15 protein-coding genes and 1 tRNA gene are annotated in these 16,599 nt (G+C 72.8%); 6 read left to right on the top strand and 10 right to left on the bottom strand.

Features of this window, described 5'->3' with window-relative positions:
• Window positions 1–26 precede the first annotated feature (26 nt).
• A complete protein-coding gene (locus PV342_RS29905; protein ID WP_500319388.1) occupies window positions 27–1,685 on the top strand; it encodes an IucA/IucC family protein in 1,659 nt (552 codons plus the stop codon).
• A gap of 257 nt (window positions 1,686–1,942) precedes the next feature.
• Window positions 1,943–2,503, top strand: a complete 561-nt coding sequence (locus PV342_RS29900) for a hypothetical protein (protein ID WP_500319386.1) — start codon at window positions 1,943–1,945, stop codon at window positions 2,501–2,503.
• Here PV342_RS29900 and PV342_RS29895 read toward each other — a convergent pair.
• Both PV342_RS29895 and PV342_RS29890 read right to left on the bottom strand, forming a co-directional pair.
• On the bottom strand, window positions 2,490–3,209 hold the full coding sequence (locus tag PV342_RS29895) for a vWA domain-containing protein (RefSeq protein WP_500319384.1): 720 nt from the start codon (window positions 3,207–3,209) through the stop codon (window positions 2,490–2,492). The genes PV342_RS29900 and PV342_RS29895 overlap by 14 nt on opposite strands.
• Before the next feature lie 70 nt (window positions 3,210–3,279).
• Complete coding sequence (locus tag PV342_RS29890) at window positions 3,280–4,026, bottom strand: aminoglycoside 3'-phosphotransferase (RefSeq protein WP_329187373.1); 747 nt, start codon at window positions 4,024–4,026, stop codon at window positions 3,280–3,282.
• Window positions 4,027–4,146: 120 nt separating this feature from the next.
• Between PV342_RS29890 and PV342_RS29885 the strand changes: the two genes are divergently transcribed.
• Complete coding sequence (locus PV342_RS29885) at window positions 4,147–4,662, top strand: hypothetical protein (RefSeq protein WP_500319382.1); 516 nt, start codon at window positions 4,147–4,149, stop codon at window positions 4,660–4,662.
• A gap of 62 nt (window positions 4,663–4,724) precedes the next feature.
• Here PV342_RS29885 and PV342_RS29880 read toward each other — a convergent pair.
• From PV342_RS29880 to galU, 7 genes are all read right to left on the bottom strand, one after another.
• Window positions 4,725–4,798: transfer RNA gene (locus tag PV342_RS29880), tRNA-Ala, on the bottom strand.
• 60 nt (window positions 4,799–4,858) lie between these two features.
• Window positions 4,859–5,719 carry a divisome protein SepX/GlpR gene (gene sepX / locus PV342_RS29875; RefSeq protein WP_500319380.1) on the bottom strand — a complete coding sequence of 287 codons (861 nt, stop codon included), beginning with the start codon at window positions 5,717–5,719 and terminating at the stop codon, window positions 4,859–4,861.
• A gap of 140 nt (window positions 5,720–5,859) precedes the next feature.
• Window positions 5,860–6,480, bottom strand: a complete 621-nt coding sequence (locus PV342_RS29870; RefSeq protein WP_386988762.1) for a GNAT family N-acetyltransferase — start codon at window positions 6,478–6,480, stop codon at window positions 5,860–5,862.
• On the bottom strand, window positions 6,477–6,965 hold the full coding sequence (locus PV342_RS29865; protein ID WP_018559890.1) for a MogA/MoaB family molybdenum cofactor biosynthesis protein: 489 nt from the start codon (window positions 6,963–6,965) through the stop codon (window positions 6,477–6,479). Before PV342_RS29865 ends, PV342_RS29870 begins: the two co-directional genes overlap by 4 nt.
• Window positions 6,962–7,444 carry a cyclic pyranopterin monophosphate synthase MoaC gene (moaC, locus tag PV342_RS29860; RefSeq protein WP_391576477.1) on the bottom strand — a complete coding sequence of 161 codons (483 nt, stop codon included), beginning with the start codon at window positions 7,442–7,444 and terminating at the stop codon, window positions 6,962–6,964. Before moaC ends, PV342_RS29865 begins: the two co-directional genes overlap by 4 nt.
• Window positions 7,445–7,500: 56 nt before the next feature.
• The gene (locus PV342_RS29855) at window positions 7,501–8,844 is read right to left on the bottom strand and encodes a molybdopterin molybdotransferase MoeA (protein ID WP_500319377.1); all 1,344 of its coding nucleotides are present in this window, start codon (window positions 8,842–8,844) and stop codon (window positions 7,501–7,503) included.
• The gene (galU, locus tag PV342_RS29850) at window positions 8,841–9,749 is read right to left on the bottom strand and encodes a UTP--glucose-1-phosphate uridylyltransferase GalU (protein ID WP_026251142.1); all 909 of its coding nucleotides are present in this window, start codon (window positions 9,747–9,749) and stop codon (window positions 8,841–8,843) included. The genes PV342_RS29855 and galU overlap by 4 nt, the downstream gene beginning before the upstream one ends.
• Before the next feature lie 80 nt (window positions 9,750–9,829).
• Here galU and PV342_RS29845 point away from each other — a divergent pair, with 80 nt between their 5' ends.
• On the top strand, window positions 9,830–10,426 hold the full coding sequence (locus PV342_RS29845; protein WP_500319375.1) for a 5-formyltetrahydrofolate cyclo-ligase: 597 nt from the start codon (window positions 9,830–9,832) through the stop codon (window positions 10,424–10,426).
• Between the two features lie 107 nt (window positions 10,427–10,533).
• On the opposite strand, the gene PV342_RS29840 is transcribed toward PV342_RS29845, so the two are convergent.
• A complete protein-coding gene (locus PV342_RS29840) occupies window positions 10,534–13,380 on the bottom strand; it encodes a penicillin acylase family protein (RefSeq protein ID WP_500319373.1) in 2,847 nt (948 codons plus the stop codon).
• Between the two features lie 166 nt (window positions 13,381–13,546).
• Here PV342_RS29840 and PV342_RS29835 point away from each other — a divergent pair, with 166 nt between their 5' ends.
• The gene (locus PV342_RS29835; protein ID WP_078619934.1) at window positions 13,547–15,046 is read left to right on the top strand and encodes a potassium/proton antiporter; all 1,500 of its coding nucleotides are present in this window, start codon (window positions 13,547–13,549) and stop codon (window positions 15,044–15,046) included.
• 358 nt (window positions 15,047–15,404) lie between these two features.
• Window positions 15,405–16,592, top strand: a complete 1,188-nt coding sequence (locus tag PV342_RS29830; protein ID WP_500319371.1) for an MFS transporter — start codon at window positions 15,405–15,407, stop codon at window positions 16,590–16,592.
• The last annotated feature ends 7 nt before the right edge of the window (window positions 16,593–16,599 follow it).

Below are 16,599 nucleotides of genomic sequence, written 5' to 3'. Positions count from 1 at the left end.
CCTCCTGCGTAGGGTAGGGACCCATCATGTACCCGCACTCGGCGGCTGCGACGCGGCGCCCCCTGGAGACGGCGTTCGCCACCGAGCTGGCGACGCTCCGTCCCGATCTGCACGACGCGTACACCGCCGCTCTCCCCGGTGCGCGCGCCGCCGTGCTGGGCCGCCTGTGGCGGGCCCTGCTCCTGGAACCTCTGCCGGGCATCGCCTCGCGCGGCCCGGACCGTGTGCTCTTCCGCGACGGCCGGGTGCTCCTCGGGCCGCGCCGGCTGCCGCACGACCTGGGGTTGCCGAAGGACGAACCCGCCCTTCGGCTGGACGGCCGCCCGCACGACCACCCGGCCGCCCTGGTGGAGGCACTCGGGCTGCCGGGGTCGGGCCTGCTGCGTGACGAGATCGACCACAGCGTCGCCTCCTTGGCCCTGTCCCGGGCGGGCGCCGCGGGCGCGGAGGGCCACGGCGGCCGGCCGCCGACGCTCGCCTCCTTCGAGCAGGGCGTGGTCGACGGCCACCCGTACCACCCGTGCTGCCGCAGCCGTCCCGGTTTCTCGGTGGCCGAGCAGCTGGCCTTCGGGCCCGAGCACCGGCCCGTCGTCGCCCTCGACCTCGTCGCCGTCCCCGCCGCCGACTGCCTGGTCGCGGGCGCCTGGCCGGACCGGTTCCGGGACGGCGACCGGTTGCTGCTGCCCGTCCACCCCTGGCAGACCCGGCACATCCTGCCCGCCCTGGGGCTGCGCCCGTACGCCGAGGCCGCGGTGCCCACCCGGGCGCTGATGTCGGTGCGCACCGTGGCCCCGCTCGACGGCGGGCCGCATGTGAAGACGGCGCTGAGCATGCGGATGACCTCGTCCGTCCGCGACATCTCGGCCCGCTCGGTGACCGACAGCGCCGCGCTGTCCGCGCTGCTGGACGAGCTGACCCGGCGGCTCGGCGACGACGCGCTGCGCGTCACCCGCAACCTCGGGGCGGCCGCCGCCGTCGTCGGCGGTGAGCCCAGCCCCGACCTCGCCGCGCTGCTGCGGGAGTCCCCGTCCGGCTTCGCCGACCCGGCGTCCGGGGAGACCCTGCTGCCCGTCGCCGCGCTCACCGGCCGCCCCGCCGACGGCGGGCCGCCGCTGCTGCACTCGCTGCTCGCGGCCGCGGGACCGGGCGCGCCCCCGGACGGCGCCGCCTGGCTCACCGCCTTCGCCCGGCTCGCGCTCCCGGCCATGCTGCGGCTGCTGTCCTGGGGGGTCGCCCTGGAGGCGCACGGGCAGAACCTCCTGGTCGTCCTCGACCGGCACGCCCGGCCGCGGCGGCTGGTCTACCGCGACCTCGCCGACGTCCGGATCAGCCCGGCCCGCCTCGCGCGGTGCGGCGTCACCGTGCCCCCGCTCGGCCGCGGCCTCAGCGACGACCCCGCGGTCCTGCACGCCAAGCTCTACGGCTCCCTGGTCGCCACCACGTTCGGCAGCCTCATCTCCGCCCTCGGCGAGGCCCACCGGCCCACCGAGGCACGGCTGTGGGCCGCGGTGCGCACGGAGACCGACCGCGCCTTCGACACCCTCCCGGCGACGGCGGACACCCGTACCGACCGCGCGGCCCTGCTCTCCGCCCCCGAACTCCCCGTCAAGGCGCTCACCTTGATGCGACTGGAGACCTCCGCGGGCGGCGACCACTGGACGGACCTGCCCAACCCCCTGCTCTGACCGCCGGGTCGGGGAACGACGGCCCGGGCGCCCGGCGACGCGGCCCATGCCCGGCACGTCCGTGCGCTCCGGCCCTCGAGGCCCGAACCGAGGCCGTGCCCGGCGCGATCGTGGCCCCGCCCCGCTCGGCAACGGCCGACCCCTCGGCGACCGGCGACCAGCGGACACCCCTGCCCGACCCCCTGCTCCGGCCCGGGGCGTCCGGGGTCCTGGCCCGCCCGCGGTCGCTGTCGGTCCCGCCCCCTACGGTGGCCGCCATGTCCGAACCGGCCGACGCCCCGCAGTCCTACACGACGTTGTGGACCAACGACCTCTGCCGCCGGCTGACGCGCGACGGCTACACCGGACGCCCCCTCCGCGTCCTGTTCGGCGGCCCGCACCAGTCGCTGCCCAGCTTCCGGCTCGCGGGGGTGAAGCCCGGCGACCGCGTCTTCCCGGTCCGCGTCCACCGCACCCGGCTCCATGTGCTGGGCCGCCTGGAGGTGGCGCGGATCATCCCGTACGAGGAGGCCGCGGACGAGCTGGCCAAGTTGCCCGACTGGTCGCCGCTGGAGGGCGGTTGCGCGTCCGAGGTGCTGGTGGGCCCGCCCGGGACCCCGCTCGACTTCGGCGCCACCGTCCCCGGCGAGCTGCTGGAACGGCTCACCTACCGCTCGCGCCGGGCCGAGCGCCGGCTGCGGTTCGTCGAGGACGGCCGTCTGATGCGGTCGATCGGCCTCCAGGGCGTCTACCGGCTCGCACCCGAGTCGGCCGCCGAACTCGACCGCCTCGTCGACGGGGCCGCCGCACCCGCCGCGCCGGGCGTCAGTCCCGGATGACGCCCGCCGCCCGCGCCGCCGTCAGCCACTGCGGGAACTCCTCCATCAGCGCCGCGTACAGCCCGGCGTCCGACGCCGCCGCGGGCTCCTCCCCCGCGGCGTGGAAACCGGCGTTGTCCACCAGCCGCTTGGCGGGTACCGGGAGTTCGTCGAGCTTGCGCAGGAAGTCGAAGTCCCTGCCCGCCGGGTCACCGAAGCCGACGAACTGCCAGAAGATCGGCAGCGCGGCGGCGGAGCAGAGCAGCCGTTCGGCGGCCGTGCGCGATGAGGGGCCGCCGTCGGTCTGGAAGACGACGAACGCGGGCTGCGTCGCGCCGGACGCCCGGTAGTGGTCGATCACCGCCTGCATCGCCAGGTGGTAGTTGGTGCGGCCCATGTGGCCGTAGTTGTCGTGGAGCGCGTTGATCCGCCCCTCGTAGCCGTCGAGGCCGATCTCGGCGACGCCGTCCACCTCAGTGGAGAAGAAGACCACCGGCACGACCCCGTCGTCATCGAGGTTCGCCGCGAGCCCGAGGACCTGCTCGGCCAGGCGCTGCACCGTGCCGTCCCGGTAGTGCCGCCGCATGCTGCCGGACCGGTCCAGCACCAGGTACACAGCGGCCCGTTCCCCCGCGACCCCGGCCTTCTCCAGCGACACCCGGGCGCCCTTGTACAGGCTCACCAGCCCGGGCGCCACCGCCCGCACCTTCTCCAGATCGATGGCCATTCCGCCCCGCCCCCTCGCGCTCTCGGCTTCCGCCCCGATCGTGCCACCTGTGCCCGCCCGGGGGCACCCGTCAGGTGACGCTCCACAGGCGCCGGTAGAAGGCGGTCCGCTCCGGATCCGGGGCGATGCCGTACGCCTCCAGGAGCGCGTCCTCCCAGCCAGGGCCGTAGTTCCATTCCGTGCTCCAGGTGGCGACGGCCAGATCGGCCCAGCGGTCGGCGACGCCGAGGGCGCCCATGTCGACGTGGCCCGACCAGGTACCGTCCTCGCCCAGCAGCGTGTTGGGCGCGCAGGGGTCCCCGTGGCACACCACGAGCCGTTCGACGGGAGGCGCGGGCGGCAGGTCCCCGGGCACCTGCCTGCCGGCCCGCCGGGCACGTTCGAGGCGGGTGCCGACGGACCAGTCGTACGGGCAGGCGTCCACGGGCAGCCGCTCGTGCAGCGCGCGCAGACCCGCGCCCAGCGCACGCACCGTGGTACCGGGATCCGCCGTCCAGCGCGGGCTGACGGCACTCTCGCCGCGCAGCCCGCGCGTCAGCAGCCAGGCCCCGTCGCCGTCCGAACCGTGTTCCAGGACGGGCGGTACGGGGGTGAAGCGGCCCGCCCATTCCAGGCGCTCGGCCTCGGCCCCCAGGTCCAGCCTTGAGCCCGCCGGCGCCCACTTGGCGAACAACCGGTCCTCCCCCGCCCCGATCCGGAACGTCACCCCGCCCGCCTCGTTCCGCCACACGGGCAGCGGCGTCCGCTCCCCCGCCAGCGCCGAGATCCGCGCGGGCACCTCCACCTCGCCGTCCGGCGACCCCGATATCTCCACCACCGCATGCTCTCCCCGAACCCGCCCGAAAACCACTCCGTTTCACCCGACGGGACACCTCGCCCTCGCGGCCCGGGACTGGCACGCTGACGGCGGGCGGGCGTCCTCGGGGAGGGGCTGGTCATGCGACGGGGAGCAACGGGCGTACTGGGCGCGCTGGTGGGGCTCGGGCTGCTGTGCGGCTGCAGCCCGGCGCGGTTGCCGCTCGTGGCGGTCTGGACGAGCCCGGACGGCACCGCGGTGGCGAGGGTGCAGCCGTGCCCCGGGGACCACGCCTCGCAGGTGGTCCTGCACAGCTGGGACGAACGGGAGGCCGTTGACGCACCGTCCGGCGGCCCGAGGCGCGAAGGGGCCGACAGCGGCTGGGACATGTGGTCGCCGGCACACATCGGCCGCACGACGTTCCCCCTCTTCGAGCCGCCCGGCTCCTGGCAGGTGGAGGCCGACGGCACCCAGGCCCTGCTGCCGGACCGCACGTACTCGCTGTCGTTCCGCGGCCCCCGCGGCGGCGGCACCTACAACGGCCAGGTCTACTTCACCGCCGCCGACCTCGCCTCGCTGCGCCCCGGCCAGGTGTGGGCCGACGACCGCGCCATGAGCCGGACCGCCTTCGCCGAGCTGGTCTCCGACACGTGCTGATCCGTACGCGGCGCACGACGAAGCCCCTGCCGGATCTCTCCGACAGGGGCTTCGAGCTGCTGTGGACCTGAGGGGATTCGAACCCCTGACCCCCTCGATGCGAACGAGGTGCGCTACCGGACTGCGCCACAGGCCCTTGCAACGAGGAAAACTCTAGCATCCCGGCGGGGGTGCTCCGCGCCCCCGGCGCCGGTGGTCACTCGTTGGCGGCGCGGGGGCGGTCGCGGTCGGCGTGCTGGTCGAACAGAGGGGTGCGGGAGCGGTCCCGGGAGCGGCGCGGGGTGACCGGGGCGGTGGAGAACGTGGGACGCGGCGCCGGCACCTCCCACGTGTCCTCGACGGGGACGCGCTGCTGGTCGACCCACTCGGCGTGGTCGGTCTGCTCGACGAGGGCGCGCCGGTCGGCCGTGGCGGGCTCCTCGGCGGGCGGCGTGGGTTCGGCCACGTCGGGGACGTCGTGGACGGGCTCGCGCGTCGTGCGGGCCTCGCGCAGACGCTTGGCGGCGTCGGCGGCGCGGCGCTGGTCGAGCTTGACCTCGAAGCGACGGCGTTCCTGGGCGCGCAGGTAGGCGATGTAGAACGTGAGCAGCACGGCGGGCGCGGCCGGGGCCCAGAGGAAGGCGACACCGCCGACGGCGGCGACGATCATGCCCGCGGTGAAGCCCAGGAAGAGCATCGTGATGGTGCGGCGGCGGGCGACGAGCACCTTGGCCCGCGGATTGGGCTTCTTCGCGTTCACGGCGTTCGCCTGACCGCCCTGCTTCGCCGGCTTCCCCGCCTTCGCGTTCTGCCGGGACTTCGGCTTCACCTCCGTCGCGGGCACGGCAAGGGCCCGGACGTCGACCGCGGGCTCCGCCTCGGCCTCCGTTTCCGGGTCCGCCGTCTTGGCGTACCTGCGCTCCAGGGCCGCACGTCCGGACAACAGCCGGATGGCGGTGCTGAAGCGTTCCGTCGGGCGCGCTTCGTTGAGCTCGTCCTGCCTACGGAGCCACATCGGCACCAAGTAGGCAGCCCAGGCCCCGACGATGACTGCGTAGATGAGGCCGCTGCTGCTCACGCATCACACGGTAGGGGGGTTCACGACAGGGGATACGCAATTTGGCGCGGTGTGTCGCACGATCTGGCTGATACTCCGAAATTTTTTTCTGATTGCGTTCAAGTCGGAGTCCGTTCGGCGGCCTTTTTCGAACAGATATTTTATTTGTGAGCCGTGCCAGGTCGGGCCTGGTGCCAGCGGTGGAGCATTCCCTCCGGCACCTCCTCCGCCGTCAACGCGAAGACCAGGTGGTCACGCCAGGCTCCGTCGATATGCAGATAGCGGGGGCGCAGTCCTTCCTCTCGGAAGCCGAGTTTCTCCACCACCCGCCGGCTCGGCATGTTCTCCGGCCGGATGCAGACCTCGACGCGGTGCAGCCCCACCGCGCGGAAGCAGTGGTCGACGGCGAGCGCGACGGCGGTGGGCATGACCCCGCGGCCGGCGACGGCCTCGTCGACCCAGTAACCGACGTGGGCGCTGCACATGGAGCCCCAGGTGATCCCGGCGACGGTGAGCTGCCCGGCGAGCCGTCCCCGGTAATCGATGACGAACGGCATCATGCGGCCCGCGGCGGCCTCGTGGCGCAGATGGCGGACCATCTGCCGGTAGGTGGGCCGCTGGGTGAGATGACCGGGCGGGGCCGGGGGCACGGTGGCCTCCCACGGCCGCAGCCATTCGCGGTTGCGCCGGTTCACCTCACGCCACGCCCGCTGGTCGCGCATCCTTATCGGGCGGAGGAGGACGTCCCCGTCCGCCAGCTCGGCCGGCCAGGACCCGTTCAGCTCGGTCTCCCAGACGTAGGGTGGTCGCCGCCGTGGATCTGCTCGACGGCATGGACGAGGATCGGGGCCAGAACGGCCAGGCCGTCCTTGACGCCGCCGGTCGAACCGGGGAGGTTCACCACCAGGGTGCGCCCGGCGACACCGCACACGCCACGGGACAGCGCGGCCGTCGGCACCTTCTCGCGGCCCGCGGCGCGGACCGCCTCGGCGACGCCCGGGACCTCGTAGTCGAGGACGGCGCGGGTGACCTCCGGGGTGCGGTCGGTGGGCGAGATACCGGTGCCGCCGGTGGTGACCACGACGTCGTACCCCTCGGCCACGGCCTCCCGCAGCGCGCTGCCGACGGGGTCGCCGTCCGGGACGACGCGCGGGCCGTCGACGGTGAAGCCCATCTCCCGCAGGCCGGCGACGACCAGCGGGCCGCCCCGGTCCTCGTAGACCCCGGCGGCCGCGCGGTTGGACGCGGTGATCGCGAGTGCCCTCATCGGGTGCGGCTCCAGTCGCCGGACTTGCCGCCGGACTTCTCCTCGACCCGTACGTCCGTGATGACCGCGGCCTTGTCGACGGCCTTGACCATGTCGACGACCGTCAGCGCGGCGACGCTCACCGCCGTGAGGGCCTCCATCTCGACACCCGTGCGGTCGGTGGTCTTCACGGTGGCGGTGATGTCCACGGAGGAGTCGCCCACGGTGAGGTCGACCTTCACCCCGGAGACCGCCAGCGGGTGGCAGAGCGGGATGAGGTCGGGGGTGCGCTTGGCGCCCATGATCCCGGCGATGCGCGCGGTGGCGAGGGCGTCGCCCTTGGGCACGCCCTCGCCCCGCAGCAGCTCGATGACGCGCGGCGACACCAGGACCCGGCCGGTGGCACGGGCGGTGCGGGCGGTGACGTCCTTCTCCGAGACGTCGACCATACGGGCCGCCCCCGCGTCGTCGATGTGCGTCAGATGCTGCTGTTCTGTCATCGGTACGGCACTCCCACTGCTCGCCGCGTGCTCGCGTGGGCAGTAACGGTACCCGCTCAGTCGAGCAGCACGACGTCGACCTCCGAGCCCGCCGGGACCTCTGTCGTGTCCTCCGGCACCACGATCAGCGCGTTCGCGTGGGCGAGCGCCTTGACCAGGTGCGATCCGGCACCGCCCACAGGGGTGACCCGCCCGGAGGAGGGGTCGTGGCGGCCGCGCAGGAACTGCCGCCTGCCCTTGGGCGAGGAGGTCAGCTCGCCCTCGCACACGGCCCGCACGGTCGTCCGGAACACCGGCTCCACACCCATCAGGGTGCGGATCGCGGGGCGGACGAACACCTCGAACGAGACGTAGGCGCTGACCGGGTTGCCGGGCAGGGCGATCAGCGGGGTGCGCTCGGGCTCCGGCGGAGCGGCCTCCGCGTCCCCGCCGTCGTCCTCCGCCTCGGCGCGGGCACCGACGTCGATGAAGCCGAAGCCCTGCGGCTTGCCGGGCTGCATCGCCAGCTTGCGGAAGTCGATCTCCTCACCGAGGGCCTCCTTCACCACGTCGTACGCGCCGACGCTGACACCGCCGCTGGTGACCACGAGGTCCGCCCGGATCAGCTGGTCCTCGACGGTGGCCCGGAAGGTCTCGGCGTCGTCCGCGACGGCGCCCACCCGGTAGGACTGGGCGCCGGCCTCGCGGGCGGCGGCGGTGAGCATGTAGCTGTTGGAGTCGTGGATACGGCCCGGGCCCAGCTCCTCGCCGGGCGGGACCAGCTCGCTGCCGGTGGAGACCACGACCACCCGCGGCCGGGGCCGCACCCGTACCGTGGCCCGGCCGACGGCCGCGAGCAGGGCGATCTGCGGCGGGCCCAGCACCGTGCCGGCGCTCAGCGCCAGCTCGCCCGCGGCGACGTCGCTGCCGCGGGCGCGGACGTGGTCGCCCCGCCCCACGGGCCGGTAGACCCGGATTTCGCCGCCCACGGCGTCGGGGCTCCGGCTCGCGGCCGGCATCCCGACCACCGGAGCGCCGCCGGTGCCGCCGTCGGTCCACTCGACGGGGACGACGGCCTCGGCGCCGGGTGGCAGTGGGGCGCCGGTCATGATCCGGGCGGTCTGCCCGGGCCCCACGGTGGGCAGTTCGCCACTGCCGGCCGCCACGTCACCGATGACGGTGAGCACGGCCGGATGGGATGCGTCGGCGCCCTGGGTGTCGGTGGTACGGACCGCGTAGCCGTCCATCGAGCTGTTCTCGAAGGGCGGCAGCGCGACCGGCACCATGACGTCCTCGACAAGGACGCACCCCTGGGCGTCGAGGAGTTGCAGCTCGATGGGTTCCAGCGGCTTCAGTTGCCGCAGGATGTTGTCGAGGTGCTCCGAGACGGACCAGACGCGGTCAGCCGTGCCGCTGCTCAATCTTGCATCTCCTCGCTGACATACGTGCGCAGCCAGGACCGGAAGTCCGGCCCCAGGTCATCACGTTCGCATGCCAGTCGGACAATCGCACGCAGGTAGTCGCCACGGTCTCCGGTGTCGTAGCGCCGGCCGGTGAAGATGACGCCGTGCACGGGCCCGTCCGGGCCGTCCTCCTGGGCCAGTTCGCGCAGCGCGTCGGTCAGCTGGATCTCGCCGCCGCGGCCCGGCTGGGTCTTGCTGAGCACCGCGAAGACCGAGGGGTCCAGCACATAGCGCCCGATGACGGCGAACGCGGAGGGGGCCTCGCCCGGCGCGGGCTTCTCGACGAGGTCGGTCACACGGACCACGTCCTCCTCGGCGGTGGGGACTATGGCGGCGCAGCCGTACAGGTGGATCTGACTCGGATCCACCTCCATCAGCGCGACGACGCTGCCGCCGTGCCGCTCCTGCACCTCGATCATGCGGCCGAGCAACGGGTCCCGGGGGTCGATCAGGTCGTCGCCGAGGAGCACCGCGAAGGGCTGGTCGCCGACGTGCGGCTCGGCGCAGAGCACGGCGTGGCCGAGGCCGCGCGGGTCGCCCTGGCGGACGTAGTGCATGGTGGCGAGGTCGCTGGACTCCTGGACCCGTGCCAGGCGCGCCTCGTCGCCCTTGGCGGTGAGCGCCGACTCGAGCTCGTAGTTGCGGTCGAAGTGGTCCTCGAGCGGCCGCTTGTTCCGGCCTGTGATCATGAGGACGTCGGAGAGGTTCGCTGCGACGGCCTCCTCGACGACGTACTGGATGGCGGGCTTGTCGACCACCGGCAGCATTTCCTTGGGAGTCGCCTTCGTGGCGGGCAGGAAACGGGTGCCAAGCCCGGCGGCAGGGATGACAGCCTTGCTGATCCGGGTACGCGCGTGAGTCATGGGGCAACGATAACCGCTGTATATGAGGTGAAGATGAAGTTCCGGTTGCTTGATGACGATAGGCGGCGGTTGCACGTCAAATGAGTGACGACAACGCTAGCAAGAGGGAGTTGCGGGAACGCCTCATCCAGGTGAGACGCGGGTTGACGCCCGGCGACCGCGCGGAGGCCGAACGGGTGATCGCGCAACACGCCCTGGACCTGCCTGAATTGTCGCAGGCCCGCACGGTGGCGGCCTATGTCTCGATGGGCGGCGAGCCCGGCACCCGCGCGCTGCTCGACCTGCTGCGGGCACGCGGGGAGCGGGTGCTGCTGCCGGTCCTGCTCCCCGACAACGACCTGGACTGGGCCCTTTACGAGGGCTCCGGAGGCCTGCTGCGGGCCGCCCGCGGCCTGTACGAGCCCACCGGTCCCCGACTCGGCCCGGACGCCGTCACCCGGGCGGACGCGGTCCTGCTCCCCGGACTGGCCGTCGACGGCCGGGGACTGCGGCTGGGCCGCGGCGGGGGCTCGTACGACCGGGTCCTGGCCCGGCTGGACGCTGCGGGGGCGAGGCCGGCGCTGGTGGTGCTGCTGTACGCGCACGAGGTGCTGGAGCGGGTGCCCGACGAGCCGCACGACCGGCCGGTCGACGCGGTGGTCACCCCCGAGGGCGTGTGGCGCTTCGGCAAGGGCTGAGGACGGCCGAGGACAGCTGGACGGCTGAGGACGGCTGAGGACGGCTGAGGACGGCTGAGGGGCGGGCCCGAAGGCCCGCCCCTGTCGTCACGCGCCGCCCGCGCGGGCTACGGCGTCAGCGCGAGGGTGTCCTCCGTGGCCTTGTCGACCGACTGCCCGGTGAAGACCCACGGCAGCAGTTCGCCCTTGGCCCACTTGGTGGTCTGGTCGGTGTAGTGGGAGCTGTAGGCATGTCCGGAGGCTCCCGTCAGGTTGATCCACCGGGACTTGTCGAAGTCGTCCAGCGAGACCACCATCCGCATCGACGGCACCCAGACCACCTCGTAGCCGCCGGCCGCGTTCCAGCCGGTCGCGTTGACCGCGGCCTCGCCGCCGCCGAGCTGCCACGGACCGCGGTTGAGCAGCCAGCGGACGACGGCCGGACCACCGGTGCCCAGGGTCTGGTTGCGCAGCTCCAGCGTGTGGAGACGGCCCCAGCTCCAGGTGTCGATGTTCTTGCCGAGCTTCGCGGTCAGCTCGTAGCGGGCGTCCTTCATTGCCCGGGCCAGCAGCTCGTCGCGGGTGGTGCGGGTCCGGTCGCTGTCCTTGTCGTAGAAGGCCGAGGGGGAGTCCGTCCACCACTGGCTGTCCTGGTCGTCCAGGATGTTGCGCACGACCTCGAACCAGCGGTCGCCGCCGTCCGGCTGCGCCTGGTCGGCGGCGCGCCGGCCGCACTCGCGCACCAGCTGGGACTTGCCGTCGAGGTCGTCCACCGGGCCGGACCGGTCGGCGGCCGGGACGGTCAGGCACTGGCCCTCGGGGCGCAGCTCCTTGGGCAGCTTGTTGCCGAAGGCCAGCTTGAGGACGTTGCGCCAGACGGCGTTGAAGTAGGCGGCGGGCGCGGAGTCGGCGTCCTGGTTGTAGTCCCAGCCCTCCAGCAGCTTCTGGGCGTTGCGGACGTAGTCGTCCTTGTCGTCCTTTATGTCGATCTTCAGCAGGTACGGCACCAGGAGCTTGGCGATCTCACTGCTGTTGTCGCCCTGCATCTTCTGCATGTCGTCCATGGAGATCAGGCCGCTGTCCTTGATCTTGGACTGGATCAGGTCGTTGATCCGCTGGCTGCGCGTGCCGTAGCCCCAGTCCTGGGTGAGCAAGTAGGGGTACTTGCCCTGGTCGACCACGGCCTGGTTGGCGGTGACGATGTAGCCGCGCTCCGGGTCGCGCTCGTACGGCATCGCGGAGAAGGGGATCCACTTCTTCCACTGGTACCGCGGGTCCCATCCGGGGGCCGGGTAGGTGCCGTCGTAGCCGGCGGCGCGGACCGGGATCCGGCCGGGGGCCTGGTAGCCGATGTGGCCCTTGTCGCCCTTGTTGTCGGCGTAGATCAGGTTCTGGGACGGGACGGCGAAGTCGCGGGCGGCGGCCCGGAACTGCTCCCAGCCGGTCGCCGCGTCGAGCTCGAAGACCGCGTCCATGGTGTTGGACGGGATCAGCGCGGTCCAGCGCAGGGAGACCGCGTAGCCCTCGCCGCGGTCGGGCGCGGAGTTCGGGACCGGGGCGCGGTTGCCGACGGTGCGCAGTTCGGCGCTGCGGTCGGAGATCACCGGTCCGTTGCCGGTGCTGCGCACCGTGATCGTGCGGTCGTCGCCGCCGGCGACCTTGATGGTCTCCTTGCGGGTCTTGAAGGCCCGCTGCTTGCCGTCGTAGAGGTACGTGTCGGCGGTGACCTTCTCCAGGTAGAGGTCGGTCACGTCGGCACCGAGGTTGGTCATGCCCCAGGCGATCGACCGGTTGTGTCCGATGATCACGCCCGGCATGCCGGAGAAGGTGTAGCCGGCCACGTCGAAGGGGCAGGCCTCGCCGACGCTGTTGCAGTGCAGGCCCATCTGGTACCAGAGCGAGGGCATCTGCGGGGCAAGGTGCGGGTCGTTGGCCAGCAGCGGCTTGCCGGTGGTGGTGTGGCGACCGTCGACCACCCAGGAGTTGGATCCGATGCCGTTGCCGTTGGGGCCGAGCAGCGCGGGGATCTGGTCGAGGGTGTCGGAGAGCGAGGCGAGCTGGGACTGGACGTTCTGGGTCGCGTCGGAGGTCGAGGCGGCGTCGGTACCCGTACCGGTTTCCGTGCCCGTACCGGTGCCATCGCCGGTGCCCGTTCCGTCGCCGGTGCCGGTGCCGTCGCCGGTGCCCGATCCGTCGCCGGGGTTCGCGCCCGCTTCCGTGGTCGTTCCGGCAGGTTCGTACTCGCCGGTGAGGTCGTCGACCTTGCCGGCCTCGACGATCGGCTTGTTCCGGTCGTACGGGTAGGCGGGGTAGAGCTGCTTGATCTGCGCGGGGGTCAGGCGGCTCGACAGCAGCGAGCGGTCGATCTCGTCCTGCATGTTGCCGCGCAGGTCCCAGGCCATCGCCTTGAGCCACGCGACCGAGTCGACCGGGGTCCACTTCTCCGGCACGTAGTCGTTGCTGAACTTCAGCGCCGCGTACTCGACGGACAGGTCGGCGCCGGAGTGGCCGTCCAAGTAGGCGTTGACTCCGTCGGAGTAGGCCTCGAGGTACTTCTTGGTGTCGGCCGACAGCTTGGTGTCGTACTCCTGCTGCGCGACCCGGCGCCAGCCGAGGGTGCGCAGGAAGGCGTCGGTCTCGACCTGGCCGCTGCCGAACATCTCCGACAGCCGGCCGGCGGTCAGGTGGCGGCGCACGTCCATCTCGTAGAAACGGTCCTGCGCCTGGACGTAGCCCTGGGCGCGGAACAGGTCCTCGGCGGTGTCGGCGTAGATCTGCGGGATCCCGTTGCCGTCGCGCTTCACTTGGACGGCGCCGGTCAGGCCCTTGAGCTGCAGGGTTCCGGTGGTCTGCGGGAGGGAGGCGCGGACGGTGGCGACGCTCCAGTACGACCCGTAGACGATGCCCGCCACGAGCACGAGCACGACCCCGATCACGATGAGGCGCGTGCGGCGGGACTTCTTCTTGGCGGGCATCGATGTCCTTCGAAAGGCAGGGTGGACCGATTGCTAGGGGCCACCTTAGGCGTACCGACCCGTAGCTCCCCACGCGGTGTCCTGACCTGTGGACGGAGATCGCCACAACCCCAAGCACAGGTAAAATGTTAGGTAAGGCAATGAACTTCGTTGAAAGGACCGGCTCCTGACTGTCGACCGCCTCAATGAACTCCTGCTGGTGTGCGCCCTCGTGCTGCTCATAGCGGTGATCGCCGTGCGCCTCTCCTCGCGCAGCGGCCTCCCCAGCCTGCTCCTCTACCTGGGCATTGGGGTCGCGATAGGACAGGACGGACTGGGAGTCGCCTTCGACAATGCCGAATTGACCCAGGTGTTGGGATATGCCGCACTTGTGGTGATTCTCGCCGAGGGTGGTCTCGGCACCCAGTGGCGGGAGATCAAACCGGCGGTCCCGGCGGCGGCGGTCCTCGCGACCCTCGGCATCGCGGTCAGCGTCGGCATCACGGCGTCGGCGGGGCACTACCTCGTCGGGTTGGACTGGCGGCAGGCGCTCCTCATCGGCGCGGTCGTCTCGTCCACCGACGCGGCGGCCGTCTTCTCGGTGCTGCGCAGGGTGCCGCTGCCGAGCCGGGTGACCGGTGTGCTCGAAGCGGAGTCCGGGTTCAACGACGCCCCGGTGGTCATCCTGGTCGTCGCCTTCTCCGAGCACTGGCCGGTGCACAACTGGGGCGTGCTGCTGGGCGAGATCGCCCTGGAGCTGGCCATCGGCGCCGCGGTCGGCCTGGCCGTCGGCATGCTCGGCGCGTTCGCGATGCGCCATGTCGCGCTGCCCGCCTCGGGCCTCTACCCGATCGCGGTCCTGGCGATCGCCGTCCTCGCCTACGCGGGCGGGGCGCTCGCGCACGGTTCGGGCTTCCTCGCCGTGTACGTCGCCTCCGTCGTACTGGGCAACGCCAAGCTCCCCCACCGCCCGGCCACCCGGGGCTTCGCCGAAGGGCTGGCCTGGCTGGCGCAGATCGGCCTGTTCGTACTGCTGGGGCTGCTGGTGACCCCGCACGAACTCGGCGACGACATCGTGCCGGCGCTCGTGGTCGGCCTGGTCCTGACGGTGGTGGCGCGGCCCCTGTCGGTGACGGCGAGCCTGCTGCCGTTCCGGACGCCGTTCCGCGACCAGGTGCTGCTGTCCTGGGCAGGGCTGCGCGGGGCGGTGCCCATCGTCCTCGCCACGATCCCGATGGTGGCGGGCGTCCGGCAGAGCGAGCGCATCTTCAACATCGTCTTCGTCCTGGTGATCGTCTACACGCTCGTGCAGGGCCCGACGCTGCCCTGGGTGGCCCGCAGACTCCGCCTCGGGGACCCGGGGGCCGCGGAGGACCTGGGGATCGAGTCGGCGCCCCTGGAGCGGCTGCGGGGGCACCTGCTGTCGATGCGGATCCCGCCGCACTCGCGCATGCACGGCGTGGAGGTCGGCGAACTGCGGCTGCCACCGGGTGCGGCCGTCACCCTGGTCGTCCGCGAGGGCAAGAGCTTCGTCCCGCTGCCGACGACGGTGCTGCGGCACGGTGACGAACTTCTCGTCGTCGCCACCGACCCGGTGCGGGACAAGGCGGAGGCGCGGCTGCGGGCGGTGGGACGCGGCGGCAAGCTGGCCGGATGGCTGGAATCGGGCGGTGGGGCCGGCCGTTAACATGGCTGTCGACAGTCACCACCAACTCTGTCTGATGCAGAGCTGGCGCGACCGCCCGGCGGCCGGACAGATCCGGTATCTACCTCGGTCATGCGCGAGAGGACAGCTCTCGGCGCACAGGAACGCGACCAGGCGTCCAGGGTGCGCTACCAGGCGGCGGAAAGGCCCGGCCGTGGGATCCACGGTCACTCGTACGTCCCGCTCGTCCCGAGCATCCCGTTCGTCCCGCTCGTCCCTCCCTTCGGGCTCCTCCCGCCGTTCCCGCGGCGCGGGGCGCCCGGGATACGGGCAACTGCTGCGCACGCCCGGTGCGTGGGCCTTCCTGCTGCCCGGGTTCGCCGCGCGCCAGCCCTTCGCGATGCTGACCATCGGCATCGTGCTGCTGGTGCAGCACACCACCGGCTCCTACGGCACCGCCGGTGCCGTCTCGGCCGTCACCGGCGTCTCCATGGCGCTGTTCGCCCCGCAGAGCGGCAAGCTCTCCGACCGCTTCGGCCAGGGCGCCGTGCTGCTGCCCGGGGTGATCGTCCACTCGGCGTCCGGGACGCTGCTCGCCGTGCTCGCACTGGCGCACGCGCCGCTGTGGGCGCTGCTGGCGGTGGCGGTGCCCACCGGCGCCTCGGTGCCGCAGATCGGGCCCATGGTGCGGGCCCGCTGGGCGGCCACCCTGCCGGCCGGGTCGCCGCTGCTGCAGACGGCGGCGGCCTTCGAGTCGGTCACCGACGAGTTCACCTTCGTCATCGGGCCGGTGCTGGCCACGGCGCTGGCCACCGGGGTGTACCCGGCGGCCGGGCTGCTGTCCGAGGCCGTGCTGACGCTGGCCGGCGGCCTGCTCTTCGCCGCCCAGCGGCGGACCGCCCCCGCCCCGGCCCGGACCGTCCCGGGAGGCCGGGAACGCCGGGCCTCGGCGCTGACCGTGCCGGGCGTACGGGTGCTGGCCGTGGCGTTCCTCGGCATCGGCGCCGTCTTCGGCGGCATGCAGGTCTCCATGACGGCCTTCACGGAGGAGATCGGGCGGCCCGGCATCAACGGCCTGCTCTACGGGACCTTCGCTGCCGGCAACATGCTCGCGGGGCTCGCATGCGGCGCCGTCGCCTGGAGGTCCGGGCCCAAGCGGCGCATGCTCGTCGGCTACACGGCGCTGACCCTGGCCACCTCGATGCTGTGGGCGGCGCACGCCGTGCCGCTGCTGGGCGGGCTCGGGCTGCTGGTCGGGCTCACCATCGCCCCGGCCCTGATCACCGGCTACACCCTGGTCGAGTCGCTGGTGCCCGCGGGGGTCCGCACGGAGGCGTTCACCTGGCTGACCGGCGCGGTGGCGCTGGGCCAGGCGGCGGCCGCCACCGCCGCCGGACGGCTGGCCGACGGGATCGGGGCGAGTGCCGGGTTCACCGTGCCGCTGGTGGGCACCGCGCTGGCCCTCGTCACGCTGGCGGCACTGCGCGAACGGCTCGCGCCGCGACCGTCCGAAGTGGTCGCGGCACGCGGTGACGGAACCGGCCGCGGCAGTGGCATCGGTCACCGAGAGCCGGTCGCGGTGGACTGACGACGCG

Origin of the sequence: Streptomyces sp. PA03-3a, assembly GCF_033792735.1 — a bacterium.
Lineage (GTDB): Bacteria > Actinomycetota > Actinomycetes > Streptomycetales > Streptomycetaceae > Actinacidiphila.
Note: the sequence above shows the minus strand (reverse complement) of the source record. Positions and strands in the feature narration are given on the sequence as shown.

What these genes read in the sequence shown, in the direction of transcription:
- PV342_RS29905 (WP_500319388.1), top strand. Translation starts at nt 27, where the DNA reads ATGTACCCGCACTCGGCGGCTGCGACGCGGCGCCCCCTGGAGACGGCG.
- PV342_RS29900 (WP_500319386.1), top strand. Translation starts at nt 1,943, where the DNA reads ATGTCCGAACCGGCCGACGCCCCGCAGTCCTACACGACGTTGTGGACC.
- PV342_RS29895 (WP_500319384.1), bottom strand. Translation starts at nt 3,209, where the DNA reads ATGGCCATCGATCTGGAGAAGGTGCGGGCGGTGGCGCCCGGGCTGGTG.
- PV342_RS29885 (WP_500319382.1), top strand. Translation starts at nt 4,147, where the DNA reads ATGCGACGGGGAGCAACGGGCGTACTGGGCGCGCTGGTGGGGCTCGGG.
- PV342_RS29865 (WP_018559890.1), bottom strand. Translation starts at nt 6,965, where the DNA reads ATGAGGGCACTCGCGATCACCGCGTCCAACCGCGCGGCCGCCGGGGTC.
- moaC (WP_391576477.1), bottom strand. Translation starts at nt 7,444, where the DNA reads ATGACAGAACAGCAGCATCTGACGCACATCGACGACGCGGGGGCGGCC.
- galU (WP_026251142.1), bottom strand. Translation starts at nt 9,749, where the DNA reads ATGACTCACGCGCGTACCCGGATCAGCAAGGCTGTCATCCCTGCCGCC.
- PV342_RS29845 (WP_500319375.1), top strand. Translation starts at nt 9,830, where the DNA reads ATGAGTGACGACAACGCTAGCAAGAGGGAGTTGCGGGAACGCCTCATC.
- PV342_RS29840 (WP_500319373.1), bottom strand. Translation starts at nt 13,380, where the DNA reads ATGCCCGCCAAGAAGAAGTCCCGCCGCACGCGCCTCATCGTGATCGGG.
- PV342_RS29830 (WP_500319371.1), top strand. Translation starts at nt 15,405, where the DNA reads ATGCTGACCATCGGCATCGTGCTGCTGGTGCAGCACACCACCGGCTCC.